The following is a 20,132-nucleotide window of genomic DNA, read 5'->3' on the forward strand; positions in this document are numbered from 1 at the left end:
CCATGGAGGACCAACGGGGGGAAGGATGAAGGTGACGCCCTCGGTGCGCAAGCGGTGCCCGAAGTGCAAGATCGTGCGGCGCAAGGGGATCGTCCGGGTGATCTGCGAGAACCCTAAGCACAAGCAGCGGCAGGGGTAGGTCGCCCCGGCGCCGCCGCGTTATGCAGTTCTGATCCAAGCCTCGGCCTCGGGGGGAGCGCAGGATGGCACGGATCGCTGGTGTGGAGCTGCCCCGCGACAAGCGGGTCGAGATCGCCCTCACCTATATCTTCGGCATCGGGCGCTCGCTCGCCAAGAGGATCCTTCAGCAGACGGGTGTGAACCCGGACAAGCGGGTGAAGGACCTCACGGAGAGCGAGGTCAACCTGTTGCGGGAGACCATCGAGCGGAACTACAAGGTGGAGGGCGATCTGCGGCGGGAGATCGCCATGAACATCAAACGCCTGATCGACATCGGGTGCTACCGCGGCCTCCGCCACAAGATGAATCTGCCGGTGCGGGGGCAGCGCACGCGCACCAACGCCCGCACCCGCAAGGGGCCGCGGAAGACGGTGCCCGGCCGCGGCCGCAAGCGCGGCGCCAAGAAGAAGTGATCGCGAACGCCCCGCCCCCGCGCGGGCCTGGGGGCGCGCCGGGGGCGGGACCATCCGGATCGGACGACGAGGAGGGGGAAGACCGATGGCGCGAGGATCCAAGGGAGGCCGCAAGGTCCGCAGGAACGTGACCCGGGCCCACGTCTACATCCACGCCACCTTCAACAACACCATCGTCACGGTGACCGATCCGAACGGGGACACGCTGACGTGGGCCAGCGGTGGGACCATTGGATACAAAGGGTCCAAGAAGAGCACGCCCTACGCGGCCCGCCTGGCGGCCGAGCAGGTGGCCCGCAAGGCGATGGACATGGGGGTGCGGGAGATCGACGTCTTCATCAACGGCCCGGGGCCTGGCCGCGAGGCGGCCCTGCGGGCGCTGCACGCTATGGGTTTGAAGATCCGCTCGATCACCGACGTGACGCCGATCCCCCACAACGGGTGCAAGCCGCCCTCCAAGCGCCGCGTGTGAGGGTGGGGAGGGGCTTCCCGCAAGGCTTGCGAGAGGTTTGAAGAGATACCTAGTGAGGAGGAACGATGGCTCGCTATATCGGACCGGTTTGCCGGTTGTGCCGTCGAGAAGGGGAGAAGCTCTATCTGAAAGGGGAGCGCTGTTTCTCGCCCAAGTGCGCCATCGAGCGGCGCAACTATCCCCCGGGCCAGCACGGCCGGGAGTTGCAGTTCCGCCGGAGCCGCCCGTCGGATTACGGGCTGCAGTTGCGGGAGAAGCAGAAACTGCGGCGGATCTATGGGGTCCTGGAGCGCCAGTTCCGGCGCTACTTTGCCATCGCCCAGCGGGCCCGGGGGATGACCGGCGCCCTGTTGTTGATCCTGCTGGAGCGCCGCCTGGACAACGTGGTCTATCGGCTGGGGTTCGCTTCCTCGCGGGCCCAGGCCCGGCAACTGGTCCGCCACGGCCATTTCGAGGTGAACGGGCGCAAGGTCGATATCCCGTCCTATTTGGTCAAGCCCGGGGACGTCATCCGGGTTCGGGACAGCAGCCGGGAGAAGGACTATTTCAAGGAGATCGCGGAGCGCCTGGAGGGGCACCGCCCGCCGCCGTGGCTGCAGCTGAACCCCCAGGACCTCTCCGGCCAGGTCTTGCGCCTGCCGGTGCGGGAGGAGATCGATACGCGGGTGCAGGAGCATCTGATCGTTGAGTTCTATTCGCGCTGATCCTGACGGAGGGATCGACCACGGGGCCCGCCGGTTTCGGGGGCCCGGAGGGGATCCGCAAAGGAGGCCTTTGTGGCGGGTGTGACGCTGGTTTTCCCGAAAGTCGAGGCCGAGATCCTGACCCAATCCTACGGCCGGTTCGTCATCAGTCCCCTGGAGCAGGGCTATGGGGTTACCATCGGGAACGCCCTGCGACGGGTGCTGCTGAGTTCGCTGCCCGGCGCGGCGGTCACCAGCATCCGGATCACCGATGTGCATCACGAGTTCTCCACCATCCCGGGCGTCCGGGAGGATGTGGTCCAGATCATCTTGAACATCAAGCAGCTCCGGATGAAGCTCTACGGGGACGGCCCGGTGCGCCTGCGGCTGGAGGTGGCCGGCGAGGGGGTGGTGACGGCCGCCGACATCCAGTGCCCTCCGGAGGTGGAGATCGTCAACCCCGATCTCTACCTGTTCACCGTGGACGATGACCGGACGCGGCTGGAGATCGAGATGATGGTGGAGCGGGGGCGTGGCTACTCCCCTGCCGAGGAGCGCGGCCGGCTGCCCATCGGGGAGATCCCCGTCGATGCCATCTTCAGCCCGATCCGCCGGTGCACCTTCGAGGTCGATCGGGCCCGGGTGGGGCAGCGGACCAACTACGACCGGCTGGTGCTGGAGATCGGGACCGATGGGACCATCGGGCCCAAGGAGGCCCTGATCGAGGCGGCGCGCCTCCTCGTCCAGCACTTCTCCCTGATCTCGGAGTTCGTGGGCCCGGAGGAAGTGGAGGCGCCGCCGGCGGCGCCTCGGGCGATGATCCCGCCCCACGCCTACGAGACGTCCCTCGAAAGCCTGGAGCTCAGCGCCCGGGTCTTGAACCCGTTGCGTCGGGCGGGCATCACCAACGTGGGCCAGGTGTTGGAGCTCTTCCATCGGGGCGAGGAGGCCTTGCTCTCCATCCGCAATTTCGGCGCCAAGTCCCTGGAGGAGTTGCGGGAGCGGCTGATCGAGCGGGGCTTCCTGCGGCCTGAGGATCTGCAGCCGGCCGAGGAAATGGAGGAGGCCTGACGATGCGTCATCGCGTGGCGGGGAAGACCCTCAGCCGGGACAAGGATCATCGGGAGGCCCTGGCCCGCAACCTGGCCACCCAGTTGTTCCTGCACGGGGCCATCGAGACCACCGAGGCCAAGGCGGAGTTCGTCCAGGCCTATGCAGAGAAACTGATCACCTTGGCCAAGCGCGCCCTGGAGGATCCGAACCCGGCCCGCCAGGTGGCTGCCCGACGGCTGGCGGCCGCCCGCCTGTATGGTCGCCAAGTGGTCAAGAAGCTGTTCGACGAGATCGCCCCCCGCTATAAGGATCGGAACGGGGGCTATACCCGGATCTACAAACTGGGGTTCCGTCGCGGGGACGCGGCGCCCATGGCCCGTCTGGAGTTGGTCCAGGACTGACCGGAGGGCCATGGGGGCGCCGGCCAGTGACGGTTCGTGTCGGATCAGCCCCATGCGGGTCTGGGCGGCGATCGCCTATCAGGGCACGGCCTACCGGGGCTTCCAGCGCCTGGCCTCCCCCGAGGAGCCCACGATCCAGGGCGTCCTCGAGGGGGCGCTGAGTCGCCTGGCCGGCCAGCCGGTCCGGGTGCGCGGGGCTGGGCGAACGGACGCCGGCGTCCATGCCCTGGGACAGGTGATCGCCTTCGATTGCTCCTGGCGGCACACCCTGGCGGACCTGCAGCGGGCCCTGAACGCCGTCCTGCCGCCGGATATCGTGGTCTGGGCCTTGGGGGAGGCACCGCCCGATTTCCATCCCCGCTTCGAGGCCCGATCCCGGATCTACCGGTATCTGATCTACAACGCTGCCTGGCGGGATCCCTTCGGGCGACATCTGGCCTGGCATGTGCCGCGTCCCCTGGATGTGGACGCGATGCGCCGGGCCGCCCTGGGCTGGATCGGCCGACACGATTTCGGCGCCTTCGGGCGTCCGCCCCGCGGGCAGAACACGGTGCGGGAGGTGCGGCGGGCAGAGGTCCATGCCCACGGGCCTTGGGTGATCTTTGAGATCGAGGCGGATGCTTTCCTTTACCATATGGTTCGTATCATGACGGCCCTGCTGGTGGCCATCGGGTTGGGCGAGGGCCCGCCGGAGGCGACCGTCGCCTATCTGGGGCGTCCGGAGGCCTTCCCGGCGCGGGCCCCGGCCCCGGCCCACGGCCTGTATTTCGTGGGGGCGCGCTATGAACGCATCGCCCTGCCGGACCCGTCCCTCTTCCTGCCGGTGACGCCGGCCTTTCCAAAAGCCATCCTGGAAACCGTCCCTGATGGAGGGAGGCAGTGAAAACCTACGTCACCAAACCGGCCGATATCCAGGCGGAGTGGTGGATCGTGGACGCGACCGGCCAGAACCTGGGGCGGCTGGCCAGCCGGATCGCCCAGATCCTGCGGGGCAAGCACAAGCCCTACTTCGATCCCTCGCAGGATTGTGGGGATTACGTGATCGTCATCAACGCTGAGAAGATGGCCGTCCACCCCCGCCATCTGGACCAGAAGATCTACTACCGCCATAGCGGATATCCGGGGGGGCTGAAGGAGATCCCGTTGCGGCGGATGCTCCAGACCCACCCGGAACGGGTGATCCAGAAGGCGGTGTGGGGGATGTTGCCCAAGAACCGGCTGGGACGGCGGCTCCTGAAGAAACTGAAGGTTTACGCCGGGCCGAACCACCCCCACCAGGCCCAGCAGCCCAAGCCGCTGACGTTCTAAGGGCCCGGGCGCTGGCGGGGGACCATGGGGAAGGCTGTGCGGATGCCATCCTGAGGGCAAAGGAGCAACGATGGTGGAGGTTGCCAAGGGGATCACTTTCGAGGCCTTCAAGGGCCGGCCTTATGTGGAGGGCGTCGGGCGCCGGAAGCGGGCGGTCGCCCGGGTCCGGCTTTACCCTCAGGGAACGGGGGTCTTCATTGTCAACAACAAGACCGTTCAGGAATATTTCAGCCACATGCAGGATCTCCACCATCTGATGGAGCCGCTGCGGCTGACCGGCCTGGAAGGGAAATTCGATGTCACTGTGAAGGTAGAGGGCGGGGGCGCCACCGGGCAGGCGGGGGCGATCCGCCTGGGCTTGGCCCGGGCCCTGCTTCTGGTGGACCCCAACCTGCGGCCGTTGCTCAAGCAGCACGGCCTGTTGACCCGGGATCCGCGGGAGAAGGAGCGCAAGAAGCCTGGCCTCAAGCGGGCCCGCAAGGCGCCGCAGTCCCCCAAGCGGTGAATCTCCGCGGTGGGCCTATCTCGGCGGCGGAGATACCGGGCGGAGGGGGCAGCCCGCGCCGTCCCCTCTGTTCGTTGCGCGGCCCGTGCGGAGGGACGGCGGATCGCCCCTCAGCGGTTCAGGATCCGCTGGAGCTCGCGGATGACCAGCGCGGGACGTTCGTCCCGCAGGAGCGGCAGCCGGATGCGGGTCCTGCGGATCTGGTCCAGGTCGATAGAGGCCAGGAGAAGGGCCTCGTCGAAGTAAGGGCCCTGGAGGATCCGCTCCCCGTTGGGGTCGAAGATGGTGGAGCCCCCCCAGAAGTTCTGGCCGTCCTCGAAACCGGCGCGGTTGACGTGGACGACGAAAACGGTGAAGAGGCTGGCATAGGCCTGGTTGACCAGTTCCACCCACTGGGCGCTCCCCAGTTTGCCGGGGATGCCCAGGCCGCGCCCTGGGCTGGCGGAGGTCAGGATCAGCACCTCCGCGCCGTCGAGCCACAGCAGATACGGCGGGCTGATGTGCCAGAAATCCTCGCAGATCAGCAGCCCGAAGCGGCCGAACCGGGTGTCGAAGGCCTGGACCTGGTCGCCGGGGGCCATGTCCCGACCCTCATCGAACATCCCATAGGTGGGCAGGTAGATCTTGCGGTGGCGATGGATCAGGCGGCCCTGGGAGAGATACAGCCCGGCGGTGTAGTAGCGGCCGCGCTCATCGATCTCCACCAGCCCCACCACCAGGTCCGCCCGCATGCTGGCCTCCAGCAGCGGCCGGAGGATGGGATGCGTGGGATCCAGCGGGACGGCCACCTCATAGGTCAGGTCCTGAAGGACGTAGCCGGTGAGGGACAGTTCAGGGAACACCACCAGGTCGGCCCCTCGGGCCACGGCGTCCTCGATCACCTCTAGATGCTTCTGCAGGTTGGCCTCCAGGTCCCCCAACCGTGGATAGATCTGGGCCAGGGCGATCTTGAACGTCCGCATGGTCCGCCGCCTCCTGTTGTCGGCACGCGGAGGGTGCGCTATCCTTGCGGGGAGTATACGCAGGATGGAGGCGGGAGGGGAATCGCCCCCGAGGGGGGAGATCGGCGGATGAGGGTTCGCCGCTGGCTTTGGGCGCTGGCCCTGCTGGTGAGCCCCGCGTGTGGGCCTCTGGCGCGCCCGCCCCGCTTGCTGGTCCTCTGGCACGCCCTGGACCGGGAGCGGGCGGCGGCCCTGGCCCGGCTCACCGAGGCCTATATGGCCGAGCACCCGGAGAGCGCCATCTACATCGAGGCGTTCCCCGGGCCCGCCGAGTTGCGGGCGCGGCTGGAGCGGCCCTCGGAACGAGGCCCGGATCTCCTGGTGGTCCCCGCGGAAATGGTCCCCGATCTGTTCCAGGCCGGCCGGTTGGTCCCTTTGGCCCGCTGGCTGGAAGATCCCACCCTCGGTCTTCCCCCGGAGGAGCGAGGGGATCTGTTGGCCCCCCTCACGCCGGGCTCCGTGCCCTTCCTCCGGGAGGGCCTGCTCCTTTACGCCGATCTGGACCGGCTGATGGAATCGGGCTTCGACCAGCCGCCGGCTGACTGGGAGGCCGTCCGGCAGGTCTGCGTGCGGGGAGCGCTGGACCTGAACGGGGACGGCCGTCCGGACACGGCAGGCTGGGTGGCCCCGCGGGATGGCTGGGTGTTGCAGGGGTGGCTGGCTGGCCGATCCCGCCGCTCCGCCCAGGGGATCCTGGAGCGCGTGCAGACCATGCTCCGGTGGGGATGCGCCCAGTTGCTGGAGCCCTCGACGGCTCTGCGGATGTTCGTCCAGGGGGAGACAGCGATGCTCTTCGGCCCCTCCCGATGGTTGCCCGAACTGGAGCGGAAGGCCGCCGCCGGCCGTCTGCGCTTCCGGCTGGCGGCGGCCCCGCCTCCCTATCGCCCGGATTTCGAGCGGCCGGTCCTCGCCGGCTGGGGTTGGGATCTGGCCATCGCCGCTGCCGATCCCGGTCAGCAGCAGGCGGCCTGGGCCTTCCTCCGCTGGACCCTCCGCCCGGAGGTGCAGGCCCGATGGGCCCAGGAGGCCCACAGCCTTCCCCTCCGTCGGTCGGTGGGGGAGCGGCTCCGGGGGCTCCTGGGATCGGCGTCCCTGCAGTCCTCGTTGGTGGAGTGGACGCTGGAGGGATACCAGGAGGGGGCCTGGGTCGATGGCGGGACGGCCGCTCGCCTGACGGAGGCCCTGCGCCTGTTGGAGGGCGGGGTGGAGGTCCCGGCGGTGCTCGCGCCCTTGCCGATCCCTGAGGAGGCGGAGATCTCGGAGGAGGTGGGACGATGAGCCCTGCGGGGGCCCATCTTGAGGTCTGGCTGTTGACCGCCATCGAGGCGGCGATGGCCGGGGGGGCCGTCCTCCGCAGCCACTGGCCGCAGCCCCGCCAGGTGCATGAGAAGGGTTTTCGGGATTGGGTGACCTCCGCCGACGTGGCGGCCCAGGACGCCATCGTCGCGGTGATCCGCCGCCACCATCCCGATCATCGGGTGCGCGCCGAGGAGGGGGAAGGGGACGAGGAGGCGACGTCCGGCGTCGTGTGGGTGATCGACCCGCTGGACGGGACGACGAACTTCGCCCGTCGGTTCCCCTGCTTCGCGGTTTCCATCGGCCTGCTGGTGGAGGGGGAGCCGGTGGTGGGGGCGATCTATGACCCGCTGAAAGAGATGCTGTTCACCGCGGCGCGGGGACGCGGCGCGTTCTTGAACGGGCGTCCGATCCGGGTCAGCGCCGTCGACCACCTGGAGCAGGCGTTGATCGGATTGGACTGGGGGCATCGGAACGAGACGCGGGAGCGGATCCTGGGGTGGCTGAGCCGGCTGGCCGTCCGCTGTCAGACAGTGCGGGCCATCGGATCGGCCGCCCTGGGGATGGCCTATGTGGCCGCGGGATGGCTGGATCTCTACTTTCACTTCGCGCTGCAGCCGTGGGACGTGGCTGCCGCGGCGGTGATCGTCCGGGAGGCCGGCGGATCCCTCCACCGCCCCGACGGCGCGCCGTGGTCTTTGCGGGATGCCGCCGCGGTGGTGGGCAACGGCCGCCTGGAGCGGGCGGTCTGGGCGCTGCTGGGGGATTCCGTGTGAGGGGATGGGCCGGGCGGCATGAGGCCGGCCTCAGCGAGGGGCGGATGGAGGGACAAAGGTCGCCAGCCAGGCGCGGAAGGCCCGCCAGGCGGGCGCCTCCATCTTGTGGCCACCGGCGTATTCCACCAACGTCACCTCGGCCCCGGCGCGCCGGAAGCGGTCGGCCAGCGCGCGGGCGGCTTCCCCAGGGACCATCGGATCCTGAAGCCCATGGGCGATGAAGGCCCAAAGGCCGGTCAGCGGGCGGGGCGGATCGTCCCCGAGGCCGGGCGGCAGGAAGCCGCTGAAGATGGCCACGCCGGCGAGGCGTTCCGGGGCCCGGAGGGCCAGCGCGGCGGCCATCGCCCCGCCTTGGCTGAACCCGACGGCCAGCCGGCGCCGAGGGTCGAGCGCGGGGTTGTGGGCCCACTGGTCCAGGAGGGAGATCAGCCCGGCGAGGCTGTGGCCCAGGGCCTGGAGATCGGGCTGGCCGTTGGGACCCAGGGGATACCAGGCGTAGCCGCCGGTGGGCACCGGGAAGGGGGCCCGGGGACTTGCCAGCAGCCACCCGGGCCCGAAGGCGGCTCCGAACACATCCATTGCGTGCTCATCACCGCCCCAGCCGTGGAGCAGCAGGGCCAGGGGCGCCGGGCCAGCCGGAGGACGTCCCTCGGACCACCGCACACGGACGGGTAGCACGGATCTTTCCCTCCTCCGCCGGCCTCACGCAGCCGGGGCTGGGGCGGGCTCGCGGACCGGCTCGAAGACCAGCCGGCCATCCCGCAGATCCACCCGGATAACATCCCCTTCGTGGAAGGTGCCCTTCAGGATCTCCATGGCCAGCGGATCGATCAGTTCCCGCTGGATGGCCCGCTTGAGCGGCCGCGCACCGTAGACCGGATCGTAGCCCACGGTGGCCAGATACTGCTTGGCCTCCTCCGTCATCTCCAACGACATCCGCCGTTCGGTCAGCATGGAGCGCAGCCGCCGCAACTGGATGTCCACGATGCGACGCAGATGGTCCATGGTCAGTGGGTGGAAGATCACGATCTCATCGATCCGGTTCAAGAACTCGGGCCGGAAGTGCTGATCCAGGGCGCTGAGGACCAACTGGCGCATCTTGTGCTCGTCCTGGCCTGCCAGTTCCTTGATCCACTGGCTGCCGATGTTGCTGGTCATGATAATGATGGTGTTTTTGAAATCCACGGTGCGCCCCTTGCCGTCGGTGAGGCGGCCCTCGTCGAAGACCTGGAGCAGCACGTTGAAGACCTCGGAGTGGGCCTTCTCGACCTCATCGAAGAGCACGACGGTGTAGGGCCGGCGCCGCACCGCCTCGGTCAGTTGTCCGCCTTCCTCATAGCCCACGTAGCCAGGCGGGGCGCCGATCAGGCGGCTGACGGTGTGCTTCTCCTGGTATTCGCTCATGTCGATACGGACCATAGCCCGCTCATCGTCGAAGAGGGCCTCGGCGAGGGCCTTGGCCAGTTCGGTCTTGCCCACGCCGGTGGGGCCCAGGAACAGGAAGACGCCGATGGGCCGGTTGGGATCCTTGAGGCCGGCGCGGGCCCGCCGCACGGCGTTGGCCGCCGCCCGGACGGCCTCCTCCTGGCCCACCACGCGCTCGTGGAGCCGCTCCTCCAGGTGGAGGAGCTTCTGGGTCTCCCCTTCCATCAGGCGCACCACCGGGATGCCGGTCCAGGCGGCCACCACCCGTGCGATGTCCTCGGCGTCCACCTCCTCTTTGAGGAGGCGCTGGCCCCGGCTCAGGGCGTTCAGTTCCTCCTCGGCGGCCCGCAACTGGCGCTCCAGATCGGGCAGCACCCCGTAGCGAAGGCGGGCCGCCTCCTCATAGTCCAGCCGGCGCTCGGCCATCTCGATCTGGTGCTGGGTCTGCTGGATCTGCTCCTTGAGCGTGCGGACCTTCTGGATGACGGCCTTCTCCCGCTCCCACTGGATGCGCAGGGCGTCGGCCTGCTCCCGCAGCGAGGCGATCTCCCGTTCGATGGCCGCCAGGCGCTCCCGGCTGGCCTCGTCGCGCTCCTTCTTCAGGGCCTCCCGCTCGATCTCCAGTTGCAAGATGCGGCGGTCCAGTTCGTCCAATTCGGTGGGTTTGGAGTCCATCTCCATGCGCAGGCGGGCGGCCGCCTCGTCGATGAGGTCGATGGCCTTGTCCGGCAGCCGGCGGTCGGCGATATAGCGGTGGCTGAGGGTAGCGGCGGCGATCACCGCGGCGTCGGTGATGCGCACGCCGTGGTGGACCTCATACCGCTCCTTCAGCCCGCGCAGGATGCTGATGGTCTCCTCCACCGAGGGCTCGTCCACATAGACCGGCTGGAAGCGCCGCTCCAAGGCGGGGTCCTTCTCGATATACTGCCGGTATTCATCGAGGGTGGTGGCGCCGATGCAGTGGAGCTCGCCCCGGGCCAGCATGGGCTTCAGGATGTTGGCGGCGTCCATGGGCGCTCCCTCGGCCCGCCCGGCCCCCACCACCGTGTGGATCTCATCGATGAAAAGGATGATCTCGCCCTGGGCGTCGGCCACCTCCTTGAGGACGGCCTTCAGGCGCTCCTCGAACTCGCCGCGATACTTCGCCCCCGCTACCAGGGCGCCCATGTCCAGTTGCACAATGCGTTTGTTCTTCAGGCCCTCGGGAACGTCGCCGCGGACGATGCGCTGGGCCAGGCCCTCCACGATGGCCGTCTTGCCCACCCCGGCGTCCCCCACCAGGACCGGGTTGTTCTTGGTGCGGCGGGAGAGGATCTGGATCACCCGGCGGATCTCCTCGTCGCGTCCGATGACAGGATCCAGTTTGCCCTGGCGGGCCAGGGCCGTGAGGTCCCGCCCGTATTTCTCCAGGGCCTGGTAGGTGGCCTCAGGGGTGGGCGAGGTGACCCGCTGGGAGCCGCGGATGGCGGCCAGGGCCCGCAGGAGAACGTCACGGGTCAGCCCCCGGCGCCGCAGGACCGCCCCCGCCGTGCCGTCCACCCGGTCGGCCATCGCCAGCAACAGGTGCTCGGTGCTGACGTAGTCGTCGTGCATGGCCTGGGCCTCCCGCTCCGCCTGCCGCAGGGTCTCGGCGACGGAGCGGGAGAGGCCGACCTCGCCGCCGCTATAGACCTTGGGACGGCCGGCCAGGTAGCGCTCCAGTTCCGCAATCATCTCCTGGGGATCGGCCCCGGCCCGGCGCACCACCTGGGGCACCACCCCGTCGGACTGGCGGAGCAGGGCCAGCAGGAGATGTTCGTTCTCAATGGCCGGATGTCGGTATTCTTCGGCCAAGCGCTGCGATTCCAACAGTGCCTCTTGGGCCTTCTCCGTATAGCGATTCAGGTTCATCGATCCCCCCTCCAGCGCGCTGGGGATCTGGCCTTCCAGCGCTCCGGTTCCATCGTAGTCCGGGCGGATCAGAGGGGCGTCAGCGGGAGGTTAAAGAAAGATTAACAAGACCGGGGGGCCAACCTTGCTCAAACACTCCGCCTGGGCCATACTTACGGTGGGCAGGGGCCGAGGCGCATCCGTGGGCGGGGGATCCCTCGCCATTCCGAACCGGCGGAGGGGCGCATGGCGGAGTCGATCCTGGTGATCGAGGACGAGTTGGAACTGGCGGAACTGATCCGCCTCTTCCTGGAGCGGCGCGGCTTCCAGGTGATCTTGGCCTTTAACGGAACGGAGGGATGGCGGCAATTCCAGGCCAGCCAGCCCGACCTGGTCATCCTGGACCTGATGCTCCCGGACGTGGACGGCCTGGAGATCTGCCGGCAGATCCGCTCGGTCTCCACGGTCCCCATCCTGATCCTGACCGCCCGGACAGCGGTGGAGGAGCGGGTGGAGGGTCTGAAACTGGGGGCGGACGATTATATCGTCAAGCCCTTCGCCATGGAGGAGCTGCTGGCCCGCATCGAGGCCCACCTGCGCCGGGTCCGCCTCCCACCCCCGGGCAAGCGCGTCTACTGGCGCTTCGGGGAGGGCGCCCTGCTGATCGATCCCCAGTATCCGCGGGTGGTCCTCAACGGCGAGGAGCGGCTGCTGACGGAGACCGAGCACCGGCTGCTCTGTTACCTGGCCGAGCGAGCCGGACAGACCCTGACCCCCGAGGAGATCGCCCGCGGAGTGTGGCCGGACGGGAGCGTGGATCCCCAGAACGTCAAATGGTATATCTGGCGCCTCCGCCAGCGCATCGAACCGGACCCGGAGCAGCCGCGCTTCCTGCTCACGGAGCGCGGCATGGGGTATCGGTTCGCCCTCGGCTGATGTCGCCCCGCGCGGTCGTGAGGCCGGATGGGCGCCGTGGAGGTCCGCGAGGTCGACGCGAGGGCCTGGATGGCCTTCCTGGAGGGCCATCCGGAGGCTCACGTGCTCCAGACGGCCCCCTGGGGGGATCTGAAGGCCGGATTCGGGTGGCAGGCCCACCGTTTCCTGGCCCTCGCTGGCGGCCGGGCCCAGGCCGGCATGCAGGTGCTGGTCCGGCGGCTGCCCCTGGGGTTCTCCATCTTCTACATCCCGAAGGGTCCCGTCGGCGACTGGCAGGACCCGATGGTCTTTGAGGGGCTGCTTGCTGCCCTAGACCGCCTGGCCCGCGCAGCAGGCGCCCTGTGGGCCCGCCTGGAGCCGGATGTGGAGGAAGGCGGGCTGGCCCTGGACCTGACCCGCTTCGGCCTCCGTCCCGCGCCCCCCGTTCAGCCCCGGCGCACCCTGTTGGTTCCCCTGGAGGGGGATGAGGAGGCGCTGCTGGCGGCGATGCACCCCAAGACCCGCTACAACATCCGCCTGGCGGCGCGGAAGGGCGTGGTGGTCCGCGAGGCCGGGCCGGAGGACCTTCCACAATTCTACTGGCTGCTGCAGCAGACGGCCGCCCGGGACCGCTTCGCCATCCATTCGCTGGATTACTATCGGGCGGCCTACGACCGCTTTGTGCCCCATCTGGCGCGCCTGTGGCTGGCCTTCTACGAAGGGGAGCCCCTGGCCGGCCTGATGGCCTTCGCCTGGGGGGAGCGGGCCTGGTATTTCTACGGCGCCTCGGGGGATCGCCACCGGGAGAAGATGCCGACCTACGCCCTCCAGTGGGAGGCGATGCGCTGGGCGAAGGCCCGCGGATGCCGTTTCTACGATCTCTGGGGGATCCCCGACGAGCCGCCGGAGGTGCTGGAGGCCCAGTTCGCCACCCGTCGGGATGGGCTGTGGGGGGTGTATCGCTTCAAGCGGGGCTTCGGAGGACGGGTGGTGCGCTGGGCCGGCGCCTTCGATCGCGTGTATCGTCCCCTCTGGTATGGGTTGCTCCGGAGGCTGAGCGGCCGATGATCCGGCGCGTGGCGGTGACGGCTCCGGAGGACTGGGATCGGGCGCTGTTGCGGCTTCCTGCCCCGCACATCCTGCAGACTTGGACCTGGGGGCTCTTCAAGGCCCATTACGGCTGGCAGCCCCTCCGCTGGTTATGGGTGGATGCGGAGGAACGGGTCCGGGCGGCCGCCCAGGTCCTGTGCCGGCAGGACCGGTTTGGGTTGTTCCGCCTCCTCTACGTCCCCCGGGGGCCGTTGCTGGATCCCGAGGATCTGGAGGCCGCCGAGGCGGTCCTGGGGGATCTGGAGGCGGAGGCCCGGCGGCGTCGGGCCGCCTTCCTGCGGATCGACCTCGAGGTGGTGGAGGCGGAAGGAACTGCGGCGGAGGGCCCGGGGAGGCTCCGGGCGGTTCCCTTCAAGGACCTGTTGCGCCGGCGGGGCTGGCGGCTGTCGGCGGAGTCGGTCCAGTTCCCCGCCAGCCTGTGGCTGGATCTGGAGGCCGACGAGGAGAGGCTGCTCCAGGCGATGCATCCCAAGACCCGCTACAACATCCGGCTGGCGGAGCGGAAAGGGGTCTCGGTGCGCCCGGTGGGCCCGGAGGCCTTCGACCTGCTCTACGATATGTATGCCGAGACGGCGGCACGGGATGGTTTTGTGATCCGGCCGCGGGATTACTACCGGCGGGCGTGGGAGTTGTTCTACGCCGCTGGCTGCGCGCGGCCGCTGTTGGCCGAGGTCGAAGGGGAGCCGGTGGCCATGGTTGTCCTCTATCGCTTCGGGCCCACGGCCTGGTATTTCTACGGGGCCTCCCGGGGCCGCCACCGGGAGAAAATGCCCAACCACCGGCTGCAGTGGGAGGCCATCCGGTGGGCGCGCGCGGCGGGCTGCCGGCGGTACGACTTCTGGGGGGCGCCGGCCCAGCCCCGCGAGGACGATCCGATGTGGGGGGTGTATCGCTTCAAGCGGGGATTCGGGGGGCGGTATGTGCGGTTCATCGGGACATGGGACTACGTGGCCCGGCCGGCCCTCTATCGCCTTTACCGGGAGCTGGTCCCGCGCTATCTGGCCTGGCAACGGCGCCGTCAACGGGGCCGCGCCGCGCCCCTGGAGGCCAGCTGACGGCAGCGGACCGCGCCGAAGGGATGGGGAAACGAGGGGCTACTTCAGTTCGAAGGAGCTGCCAGGCTCCAACACGATGACCTTCAGCCCCTTGACCGCGGCGCGGGCCCGTCGGGCCCAGGCGTGGGGATCCTGTCGGATCAGGTCCCAGGTGTTGTAGTGCATGGGGATGACCGCCTTAGGCTTGAGGAGGCGGACGGCCTGGAGGGCATCCTCCGGGCCCATGGTGAAGTTGTCGCCGATGGGCAGCAGGGCCAGGTCCAGTTTCTCCGCGCCGATCAGTTTCATGTCCCCGAAGAGGCCGGTGTCCCCTGCGTGGTAGATACGGTGCTTGCCCAGGTAGAGCAGGAGCCCCGCCGGGTTGCCGCCGTAGGCCCCGTCGGGGAGGACCGAGCCGTGGAGGGCGGGGGTGAGTTTGACGCGGCCGAAGTCGAAGTCGCGGCCGCCCCCGATGTGCAGGGGATGGACGTTCTGGACGCCCTTGCTCTGGAACCAGGAGGCGATCTCATAGTTGCTGATGACCAGCGCCCCCGTCCGCCGGGCGATGTCCACCGCGTCGCCCACGTGGTCGGCGTGGCCGTGGGTGATGAGGATGACGTCGGCCTGGACTTCCTCGGCCTTCACCGGGGCCACCGGGTTGCCGCTCAGGAAGGGATCGATCAGGATGCGCTTGCCATCGCTCTCGATCAAAAACGCAGCATGGCCATACCAGGTCACCCGAACAGCCATGGAGAACCTCCTTTCAGCGAGCAGATGCGGGCTTGCTTTTATTATAATATCCCCTATCGATGCCGGCCTGGCGGGGGGAGGGAACCGATGCCGGAGTGGATGCGCTGGCAGATCGAGGCGATCGTTTGGTTACAGGGGCTGCAGCCCCCGGGGGCCATCGCCTTCTGGCGGCTGATGTCGTGGCTGGGGGAGGAGCCGGTCTTCCTGTTGCTCCTCACCGGATGGCTCTGGGCATACCGGAAGCGGGAGGCCCTCTGGGCGGCGACCGCGCTGCTGCTGGGGAGTTACCTCGCCTTCACGCTGAAGGATCTGTTCGCCATGCCCCGCCCGTTTCAAGTTGCCCCCGATGCCGTGCGGGTCCTGGTCCCCGGCGGGGAGGCCTTGGGCTACGGGCTCCCCAGCGGGCACGCCCTGACCGCCGCCGCCCTCTGGGGGACGTGGGCCGGGATGCTGGGGAATCCCTGGTTCACCGGCTTCGCCCTCGGGTTGATCTTTCTCATCGGCCTCTCCCGGCTCGTCCTTGGGGTCCACTTCCTCCACGACATCCTGGTCGGTTGGGCGGTCGGGGCCCTGGTGGCCTTCGGCATCGTGCGGGTGGGCCCCGGCTGGCTCCCTCGCCTTGCCGCGTCCCGCCGGCGGTCGTTCCTGCTGGCCGCCGGTGGGGTCCTTCTTCTCTTTTTGCTCCACGGGACCCGGGAGACGGCGGTGCCTTTGGGGGCGTGGCTGGGGATGATCGGGGGCACCCTCCTGGAGTCCGGGCAGAATCGCTTCCACCCTGGGGGCCCGTGGCCCCAACGGGGGTGGCGCTTAGCGATCGGATGGGCCACCCTGGCGGCGTTGTATGTCGGCCTGGGATGGCTGTTTCGGGCGCTCCCACCCCCGCTCCCCGAAGCGCCGGCCCTTCGCTTCGTGCGGTATGGGGTGGTCGGCTTATGGGCCACCGGGGGCGCTCCGGCCCTCTTCCTCCGACTGGGACTGGCCCCCACGGAGCGGACGGTGGAGGTCCTCCCGTCGGATCCCCAGCCAGGGCACCTCTAGGATCACGACGGTCCCTGCGCCGGGCCGGCTTTGGATCTCCAGGCGCCCGCTGAGCAGGCGGGCGCGCTCCTCCATGTTGCGCAGGCCGATGCCGGGCCGAACCTCCGGGCCGAAGCCACGCCCATCATCCGCGATTTGGATCTGCAATCGGCCGTCGCGGAGGGCCGCGGTGATACGGACCTGCCGGGCCCGGGCGTGGCGGACCACGTTGCTCAGCGCCTCCGAGACAATGGCCAGGATGTGTCGCAACTGGGCAGGGGGCAGTTGGGCGTCGGGGGGGATCTGCCAGTCGGTCGCCACGTCCACCAGGGCGGGCAGGCCGTATTCCCGGATGATCCGTTCGATCCCATCCGTCAAGCTGGCCATGGCCGGGCGGGATGGAAGCTCCTGGAGGATCTCCCGCAGGCTGCCCACCGCCTGGTCCAGGAGACGGATCACTGGGTTGAGGGCGGCGGCGGTCGAGGGTTCGGCCTGGGCCTGGACGTTGCGGACCAGGAGGCCCGCCCCATAGATCATCTGCAGGGTTCGGTCGTGGAGCTCCCGGCTCATGCGCTCGCGCTCGCTGGCCAGGATCTGGGCCTCCTCCAAGGTCCCCAGGCGGTTGCTCAGCTCGATCTCGAAGATCTCCAGCGCCCGCAGCATCCCGCCCACCAGGATGATGCCGACCAGGCTGCGCAAGAGGAAGAAGGGGAAGCCCAGGAGGCCCTGGAGGGCTTCCTCGTTCCAGCGGTCGAAGGGCGCTATGGGCAGGGCCGGTCCCACCAGGCCGGCCAGGAGGCTGTAGGCGGCGATGGCCAGCCCGGCCATCCGCAACATGTTCACGATGTGCGGCCGGGCGAGGGGGATCAACAGGTGGAAGGTGTGGCGGCGCAGGGCGTAGGCGGCCAGCAGCCCGCCCGGGAGGCCCAGGAGCCAGCGGGCCCCGACCTCCATCCAACGGCTCCACGCGTCCAGGGGAACTGGGGCGGCGATCCCCAGGAGGAAAGCGCCGCCTCCCCAGGCCATAAAGAGAGCCAGCCCCGCCAGGCGCAGTTGCTGCCAGCGAGGGCCGAGGGGAGCCACGATGTCGGCGCCGAATTCAAACAAGCAAAGGAAGGCCAAGGCCAGCACCATCGCCCGCCCCATGCGTAGCAGGTCCACGGCCTCGCCGCCGCCGGCGAGGCCGGTCGGCAGGAGGACCGCGCTCCACTCGTAGAGGGCGTGGAGGAACCCGAAACCGGCCAGCCAGGGCAGGCTGCGGGCCAGCCGCAGGCGGCTGTGCCCGCGGGATTGCAGGATCAGGATCAGCCCCAGGGTGTAATACACCAGCCCGGCGAAGAACCGCAGGACGGGCTCTTGGTTCTGGAACAGGTCGTGGAGCATCCGGCCTCCAGGCGCCCTACCTTATCGATTCTTATAATAAATCCGAGCGGGGAACGCCGCGAGGGCACCTGGGCCCTGCCCTGTGGGTTGGCCCTGACCGGGGATGGAGGTAAATTTCCAGGCATCGGCGCGAAGGATGCTCGAACGGAGAGGGTCGGTGGTTCGCTCGACCGTGGCGCTGGTCTATCACACGCCGCAGGATTTGCGGCTGGAGGAAGTCCCGTTGCGGGATCCGGGTCCGGGGGAGGTCCTGGTCCGGATCCGGGTCTGTGGGTTGTGCCCGGGGGAACTGATGGATTGGTATATGGCCCGTAAGGCCCCCCTCACCCCAGGCCACGAACTGGTGGGGGAGATTGTGGAGGTGGGCCCTGGGGTGGCGGGGTTCCGCGGCGGGGAGCGGGTGGTGGTGCACCACCACGCCCCGTGCGGGGCGTGCCGGTTCTGCCGGCGGGGGGATTTCGTCCAGTGCCCCACCTGGCGGGCGACCCGCCTGATCCCCGGGGGCCTGAGCGCGTATGCCCTCGTCCCCCCACCGGTGGTGGAACGGGATCTCCTTCCCATCCCGGACGCCGTCTCCGACGAGGCGGCGGCCTTCACCGAGCCCCTGGCCACGGTGGTCAAGGCCCTGCGGCGGGCGGGGCTGCGGCCGGGGGACCGGGTGGCGGTGATCGGCCTAGGGGTGATGGGGCTGCTCCACGGCCTGACCGCCCAACGATGGGGGGCGGAGCGGGTGTGGGGGATCGATCGGATCCCGGCGCGCCTGGAGGCCGGCGCCCGCCTGGGGCTGATCCCGACGCCGGCGGAGGCCGCGGTCGAGCGCATCCGGGCGGAGAGCGAGGGTTGGGGAGCGGATCTAGTGGTGGTGGGGCCGGGCTCTCTGGAGGCCATCGAACTGGGCTGGTCTCTGGCGGCCCCTGGCGGGACCCTGCTCCTCTTCACGCCGACCCCGCCGGAAGTCCGCTGGTCGGTGGACGTGCACACCCTCTACTTCCGGGAGGTGCGGGTGATCCCCAGTTACTCCGCCGGGCCCGACGACATGCGGGAGGCCCTGCGGCTCATCGCCGAGGGCCTTCCGGTGGAGGGGCTGATCACCCACCGCCTGCCGCTGCCCGAGGCCCCCCGAGGCTACCAGGCCATGCGGGCGTATGAGGCCCTCAAGGTCCTGGTATATCCGTGAGGCGGCCCCAGGGGAAGCGCTTCAGAACACGTAAGGGGCGGTGGCCGGGTTGCGCTTCAGGGCTTTCCACTCCGCCTCGTCCACCGGGCGCGGCGTGTCGCGCTCGGCGTCCACCGGGCACAGAAAACCGAAAGGCTCGTCGCCGTCGTTGATCCAGCGGTGGGGGACCTCCGGCGGGACGTAGACGAGATCGAAGGGGGCCACCTCGAAGACCTCGGGGCCCACCAGGGCCTTGCCCCGGCCCCGGATCACCAGGATGAGGTGGATGTGGGCGTGCTTCTCCAGGCTGGAATAGGCCCCCGGCGCCAGTTCGAAGTATCGGAGTTGGAAGCGGCACGGGACCTCCGGCGGCCCTCCCAGGATGAAGCGGGTGATCCCTCGCCAGCCCATCCCCCGCTGTTCGCCCAGGCTGAACTTATAGACCTGGGGCTCGATCCCCTCCCAGCGGAAAGTCTCCGGGTTGAAAGCGATCCGGCGGCCGGTCTGCAGCGTCCCAACGGCTTCCCCCCCCGGCATTGTCATCCCCTCCGCGGGCGCAGATATGCTTCGGTAATTGTAGAGGATGGCCTGGCGTGCCTCAAGGATCGCCCTGCCGGAGGCCGGTCTCGGCGGCGCCCTTGGTGCAGTTCCATCCCGTGTGCTAAAGTTGCCGGAAAGGCTGTTGGAGGGGGGATGATGTCGGAGCGCATGCTGGCCGCCCGTCTCCATGGCCCGGGGGATCTCCGGCTGGAGGCGTTGCCCCGGCCGGAGCCCGGGCCGGGCGAGGTGGTGATCCGCGTGGAGCGGGCGTTGACCTGCGGGACCGATGTCAAGATCTTCCGGCGCGGGCGGCACCCGGCCCTGGGCCCGTTGCCCGCCCTCTTCGGCCACGAGGTGGCCGGGGAGGTGGTGGCGGTGGGGGAGGGGGTGATTGCCTTTCGGCCGGGGATGCGGGTGGTGGCCGCCAATTCCGCCCCCTGTGGGACGTGCCGGATGTGTCGGCGGGGGCAGTTCAGCCTGTGCCCGAACCTCACGTTCTTCTTCGGGGCCTTCGCCCAATACGCCCGCATCCCCGCGCCCATCGTCCGGGTGAACCTGTATGAGATCCCGGCGCACCTCCCGGCCGCCGCCGCCGCCCTGGTGGAGCCCCTGGCCTGCGCCCTGCGGGGCATCGAGGCCGGCGGGATCGGGCCCGGCATGACGGTCCTGGTGCTGGGGGGAGGGGCCATGGGTCTGATGCTGGCCTGCTTGGCGAAACGGCGCGGCGCCTGGGTGGCGGTGGCCGATCCCCATGCCGAGCGGCGGGCCGCGGCGCTCCAGATCGGGGCGGATGCGGCGCTGGACCCGCGGGAGGATCTCCCGGGGCGGCTGGCGGCGCGCCGAGA

At 69.3% G+C, this 20,132-nt stretch carries 23 protein-coding genes; 17 read left to right on the plus strand and 6 right to left on the minus strand.

The annotated features are described in order from the left end of the window. Positions 1-25: 25 nt before the first annotated feature. From rpmJ to rpsI, 9 genes are all read left to right on the plus strand, one after another. Positions 26-139 carry a 50S ribosomal protein L36 gene (gene rpmJ, locus C4313_RS05290; RefSeq protein WP_352428826.1) on the plus strand — a complete coding sequence of 38 codons (114 nt, stop codon included), beginning with the start codon at positions 26-28 and terminating at the stop codon, positions 137-139. A gap of 64 nt (positions 140-203) precedes the next feature. Then, positions 204-593, plus strand: coding sequence for a 30S ribosomal protein S13 (gene rpsM, locus C4313_RS05295; RefSeq protein ID WP_352428827.1), 390 nt, complete (start codon positions 204-206; stop codon positions 591-593). An 85-nt stretch (positions 594-678) separates the two neighbouring features. Then, positions 679-1,065, plus strand: a complete 387-nt coding sequence (gene rpsK / locus C4313_RS05300) for a 30S ribosomal protein S11 (protein ID WP_352428828.1) — start codon at positions 679-681, stop codon at positions 1,063-1,065. A 65-nt stretch (positions 1,066-1,130) separates the two neighbouring features. Continuing rightward, on the plus strand, positions 1,131-1,769 hold the full coding sequence (gene rpsD / locus C4313_RS05305; protein ID WP_352428829.1) for a 30S ribosomal protein S4: 639 nt from the start codon (positions 1,131-1,133) through the stop codon (positions 1,767-1,769). A 72-nt stretch (positions 1,770-1,841) separates the two neighbouring features. Beyond that, positions 1,842-2,819: a DNA-directed RNA polymerase subunit alpha gene (locus tag C4313_RS05310; RefSeq protein WP_352428830.1), complete on the plus strand. Its 978-nt coding sequence runs from the start codon at positions 1,842-1,844 to the stop codon at positions 2,817-2,819. 2 nt (positions 2,820-2,821) lie between these two features. Then, a complete protein-coding gene (gene rplQ, locus C4313_RS05315) occupies positions 2,822-3,202 on the plus strand; it encodes a 50S ribosomal protein L17 (RefSeq protein WP_352428831.1) in 381 nt (126 codons plus the stop codon). A gap of 52 nt (positions 3,203-3,254) precedes the next feature. Beyond that, positions 3,255-4,085, plus strand: coding sequence for a tRNA pseudouridine(38-40) synthase TruA (truA, locus tag C4313_RS05320; protein ID WP_352428832.1), 831 nt, complete (start codon positions 3,255-3,257; stop codon positions 4,083-4,085). Next, positions 4,082-4,510, plus strand: coding sequence for a 50S ribosomal protein L13 (gene rplM / locus C4313_RS05325; protein WP_352428833.1), 429 nt, complete (start codon positions 4,082-4,084; stop codon positions 4,508-4,510). Before truA ends, rplM begins: the two co-directional genes overlap by 4 nt. Positions 4,511-4,580: 70 nt before the next feature. Next, entirely contained in the window at positions 4,581-5,015 is a 435-nt protein-coding gene (gene rpsI / locus C4313_RS05330) for a 30S ribosomal protein S9 (protein WP_352428834.1), read from the plus strand. A gap of 110 nt (positions 5,016-5,125) precedes the next feature. On the opposite strand, the gene C4313_RS05335 is transcribed toward rpsI, so the two are convergent. After that, positions 5,126-5,977 (minus strand): nitrilase-related carbon-nitrogen hydrolase, encoded by an 852-nt coding sequence (locus C4313_RS05335; RefSeq protein WP_352428835.1) that lies wholly within the window; start codon positions 5,975-5,977, stop codon positions 5,126-5,128. A gap of 108 nt (positions 5,978-6,085) precedes the next feature. Between C4313_RS05335 and C4313_RS05340 the strand changes: the two genes are divergently transcribed. Both C4313_RS05340 and C4313_RS05345 read left to right on the plus strand, forming a co-directional pair. After that, positions 6,086-7,294, plus strand: coding sequence for an extracellular solute-binding protein (locus C4313_RS05340; RefSeq protein ID WP_352428836.1), 1,209 nt, complete (start codon positions 6,086-6,088; stop codon positions 7,292-7,294). Beyond that, the gene (locus tag C4313_RS05345) at positions 7,291-8,088 is read left to right on the plus strand and encodes an inositol monophosphatase family protein (RefSeq protein WP_352428837.1); all 798 of its coding nucleotides are present in this window, start codon (positions 7,291-7,293) and stop codon (positions 8,086-8,088) included. The genes C4313_RS05340 and C4313_RS05345 overlap by 4 nt, the downstream gene beginning before the upstream one ends. Before the next feature lie 30 nt (positions 8,089-8,118). On the opposite strand, the gene C4313_RS05350 is transcribed toward C4313_RS05345, so the two are convergent. Both C4313_RS05350 and clpB read right to left on the minus strand, forming a co-directional pair. Continuing rightward, complete coding sequence (locus C4313_RS05350; RefSeq protein ID WP_352428838.1) at positions 8,119-8,766, minus strand: alpha/beta hydrolase; 648 nt, start codon at positions 8,764-8,766, stop codon at positions 8,119-8,121. 24 nt (positions 8,767-8,790) lie between these two features. Next, positions 8,791-11,403, minus strand: coding sequence for an ATP-dependent chaperone ClpB (clpB, locus tag C4313_RS05355; RefSeq protein ID WP_352428839.1), 2,613 nt, complete (start codon positions 11,401-11,403; stop codon positions 8,791-8,793). A gap of 225 nt (positions 11,404-11,628) precedes the next feature. On the opposite strand from clpB, the gene C4313_RS05360 reads away from it, so the two are divergent. The 3 genes from C4313_RS05360 to C4313_RS05370 are packed head-to-tail and all read left to right on the plus strand — an operon-like array spanning position 11,629 to position 14,462. Next, positions 11,629-12,318: a response regulator transcription factor gene (locus tag C4313_RS05360; protein ID WP_352428840.1), complete on the plus strand. Its 690-nt coding sequence runs from the start codon at positions 11,629-11,631 to the stop codon at positions 12,316-12,318. 27 nt (positions 12,319-12,345) lie between these two features. Next, complete coding sequence (locus C4313_RS05365) at positions 12,346-13,365, plus strand: lipid II:glycine glycyltransferase FemX (protein ID WP_352428841.1); 1,020 nt, start codon at positions 12,346-12,348, stop codon at positions 13,363-13,365. Next, complete coding sequence (locus C4313_RS05370) at positions 13,362-14,462, plus strand: lipid II:glycine glycyltransferase FemX (protein ID WP_352428842.1); 1,101 nt, start codon at positions 13,362-13,364, stop codon at positions 14,460-14,462. Before C4313_RS05365 ends, C4313_RS05370 begins: the two co-directional genes overlap by 4 nt. A gap of 39 nt (positions 14,463-14,501) precedes the next feature. On the opposite strand, the gene C4313_RS05375 is transcribed toward C4313_RS05370, so the two are convergent. After that, entirely contained in the window at positions 14,502-15,191 is a 690-nt protein-coding gene (locus tag C4313_RS05375) for a metal-dependent hydrolase (RefSeq protein ID WP_352428843.1), read from the minus strand. Positions 15,192-15,278: 87 nt separating this feature from the next. On the opposite strand from C4313_RS05375, the gene C4313_RS05380 reads away from it, so the two are divergent. Beyond that, positions 15,279-16,229, plus strand: coding sequence for a phosphatase PAP2 family protein (locus C4313_RS05380; protein ID WP_352428844.1), 951 nt, complete (start codon positions 15,279-15,281; stop codon positions 16,227-16,229). On the opposite strand, the gene C4313_RS05385 is transcribed toward C4313_RS05380, so the two are convergent. Further along, positions 16,122-17,591, minus strand: coding sequence for a sensor histidine kinase (locus C4313_RS05385; RefSeq protein ID WP_352428845.1), 1,470 nt, complete (start codon positions 17,589-17,591; stop codon positions 16,122-16,124). The genes C4313_RS05380 and C4313_RS05385 overlap by 108 nt on opposite strands. 157 nt (positions 17,592-17,748) lie before the next feature. Here C4313_RS05385 and C4313_RS05390 point away from each other — a divergent pair, with 157 nt between their 5' ends. Continuing rightward, positions 17,749-18,768, plus strand: a complete 1,020-nt coding sequence (locus C4313_RS05390) for an alcohol dehydrogenase catalytic domain-containing protein (protein ID WP_352428846.1) — start codon at positions 17,749-17,751, stop codon at positions 18,766-18,768. Between the two features lie 21 nt (positions 18,769-18,789). Here C4313_RS05390 and C4313_RS05395 read toward each other — a convergent pair whose 3' ends face one another. After that, positions 18,790-19,284, minus strand: a complete 495-nt coding sequence (locus C4313_RS05395; protein WP_352428847.1) for a cupin domain-containing protein — start codon at positions 19,282-19,284, stop codon at positions 18,790-18,792. Positions 19,285-19,443: 159 nt separating this feature from the next. Here C4313_RS05395 and C4313_RS05400 point away from each other — a divergent pair. After that, positions 19,444-20,132 (plus strand): alcohol dehydrogenase catalytic domain-containing protein (locus tag C4313_RS05400; RefSeq protein ID WP_352428848.1); only part of this gene is annotated, 689 nt, incomplete at its 3' end.

It is taken from the genome of Thermoflexus sp. (assembly GCF_040289485.1).
In the GTDB taxonomy this organism is placed as follows: domain Bacteria; phylum Chloroflexota; class Anaerolineae; order Thermoflexales; family Thermoflexaceae; genus Thermoflexus.

What these genes read in the sequence shown, in the direction of transcription:
- rpmJ (WP_352428826.1), top strand. Translation starts at nt 26, where the DNA reads ATGAAGGTGACGCCCTCGGTGCGCAAGCGGTGCCCGAAGTGCAAGATC.
- rpsM (WP_352428827.1), top strand. Translation starts at nt 204, where the DNA reads ATGGCACGGATCGCTGGTGTGGAGCTGCCCCGCGACAAGCGGGTCGAG.
- rpsK (WP_352428828.1), top strand. Translation starts at nt 679, where the DNA reads ATGGCGCGAGGATCCAAGGGAGGCCGCAAGGTCCGCAGGAACGTGACC.
- rpsD (WP_352428829.1), top strand. Translation starts at nt 1,131, where the DNA reads ATGGCTCGCTATATCGGACCGGTTTGCCGGTTGTGCCGTCGAGAAGGG.
- rplQ (WP_352428831.1), top strand. Translation starts at nt 2,822, where the DNA reads ATGCGTCATCGCGTGGCGGGGAAGACCCTCAGCCGGGACAAGGATCAT.
- truA (WP_352428832.1), top strand. Translation starts at nt 3,255, where the DNA reads ATGCGGGTCTGGGCGGCGATCGCCTATCAGGGCACGGCCTACCGGGGC.
- rpsI (WP_352428834.1), top strand. Translation starts at nt 4,581, where the DNA reads ATGGTGGAGGTTGCCAAGGGGATCACTTTCGAGGCCTTCAAGGGCCGG.
- C4313_RS05335 (WP_352428835.1), bottom strand. Translation starts at nt 5,977, where the DNA reads ATGCGGACGTTCAAGATCGCCCTGGCCCAGATCTATCCACGGTTGGGG.
- C4313_RS05340 (WP_352428836.1), top strand. Translation starts at nt 6,086, where the DNA reads ATGAGGGTTCGCCGCTGGCTTTGGGCGCTGGCCCTGCTGGTGAGCCCC.
- C4313_RS05345 (WP_352428837.1), top strand. Translation starts at nt 7,291, where the DNA reads ATGAGCCCTGCGGGGGCCCATCTTGAGGTCTGGCTGTTGACCGCCATC.
- clpB (WP_352428839.1), bottom strand. Translation starts at nt 11,403, where the DNA reads ATGAACCTGAATCGCTATACGGAGAAGGCCCAAGAGGCACTGTTGGAA.
- C4313_RS05360 (WP_352428840.1), top strand. Translation starts at nt 11,629, where the DNA reads ATGGCGGAGTCGATCCTGGTGATCGAGGACGAGTTGGAACTGGCGGAA.
- C4313_RS05365 (WP_352428841.1), top strand. Translation starts at nt 12,346, where the DNA reads ATGGGCGCCGTGGAGGTCCGCGAGGTCGACGCGAGGGCCTGGATGGCC.
- C4313_RS05370 (WP_352428842.1), top strand. Translation starts at nt 13,362, where the DNA reads ATGATCCGGCGCGTGGCGGTGACGGCTCCGGAGGACTGGGATCGGGCG.
- C4313_RS05375 (WP_352428843.1), bottom strand. Translation starts at nt 15,191, where the DNA reads ATGGCTGTTCGGGTGACCTGGTATGGCCATGCTGCGTTTTTGATCGAG.
- C4313_RS05380 (WP_352428844.1), top strand. Translation starts at nt 15,279, where the DNA reads ATGCCGGAGTGGATGCGCTGGCAGATCGAGGCGATCGTTTGGTTACAG.
- C4313_RS05385 (WP_352428845.1), bottom strand. Translation starts at nt 17,591, where the DNA reads ATGCTCCACGACCTGTTCCAGAACCAAGAGCCCGTCCTGCGGTTCTTC.
- C4313_RS05395 (WP_352428847.1), bottom strand. Translation starts at nt 19,284, where the DNA reads ATGCCGGGGGGGGAAGCCGTTGGGACGCTGCAGACCGGCCGCCGGATC.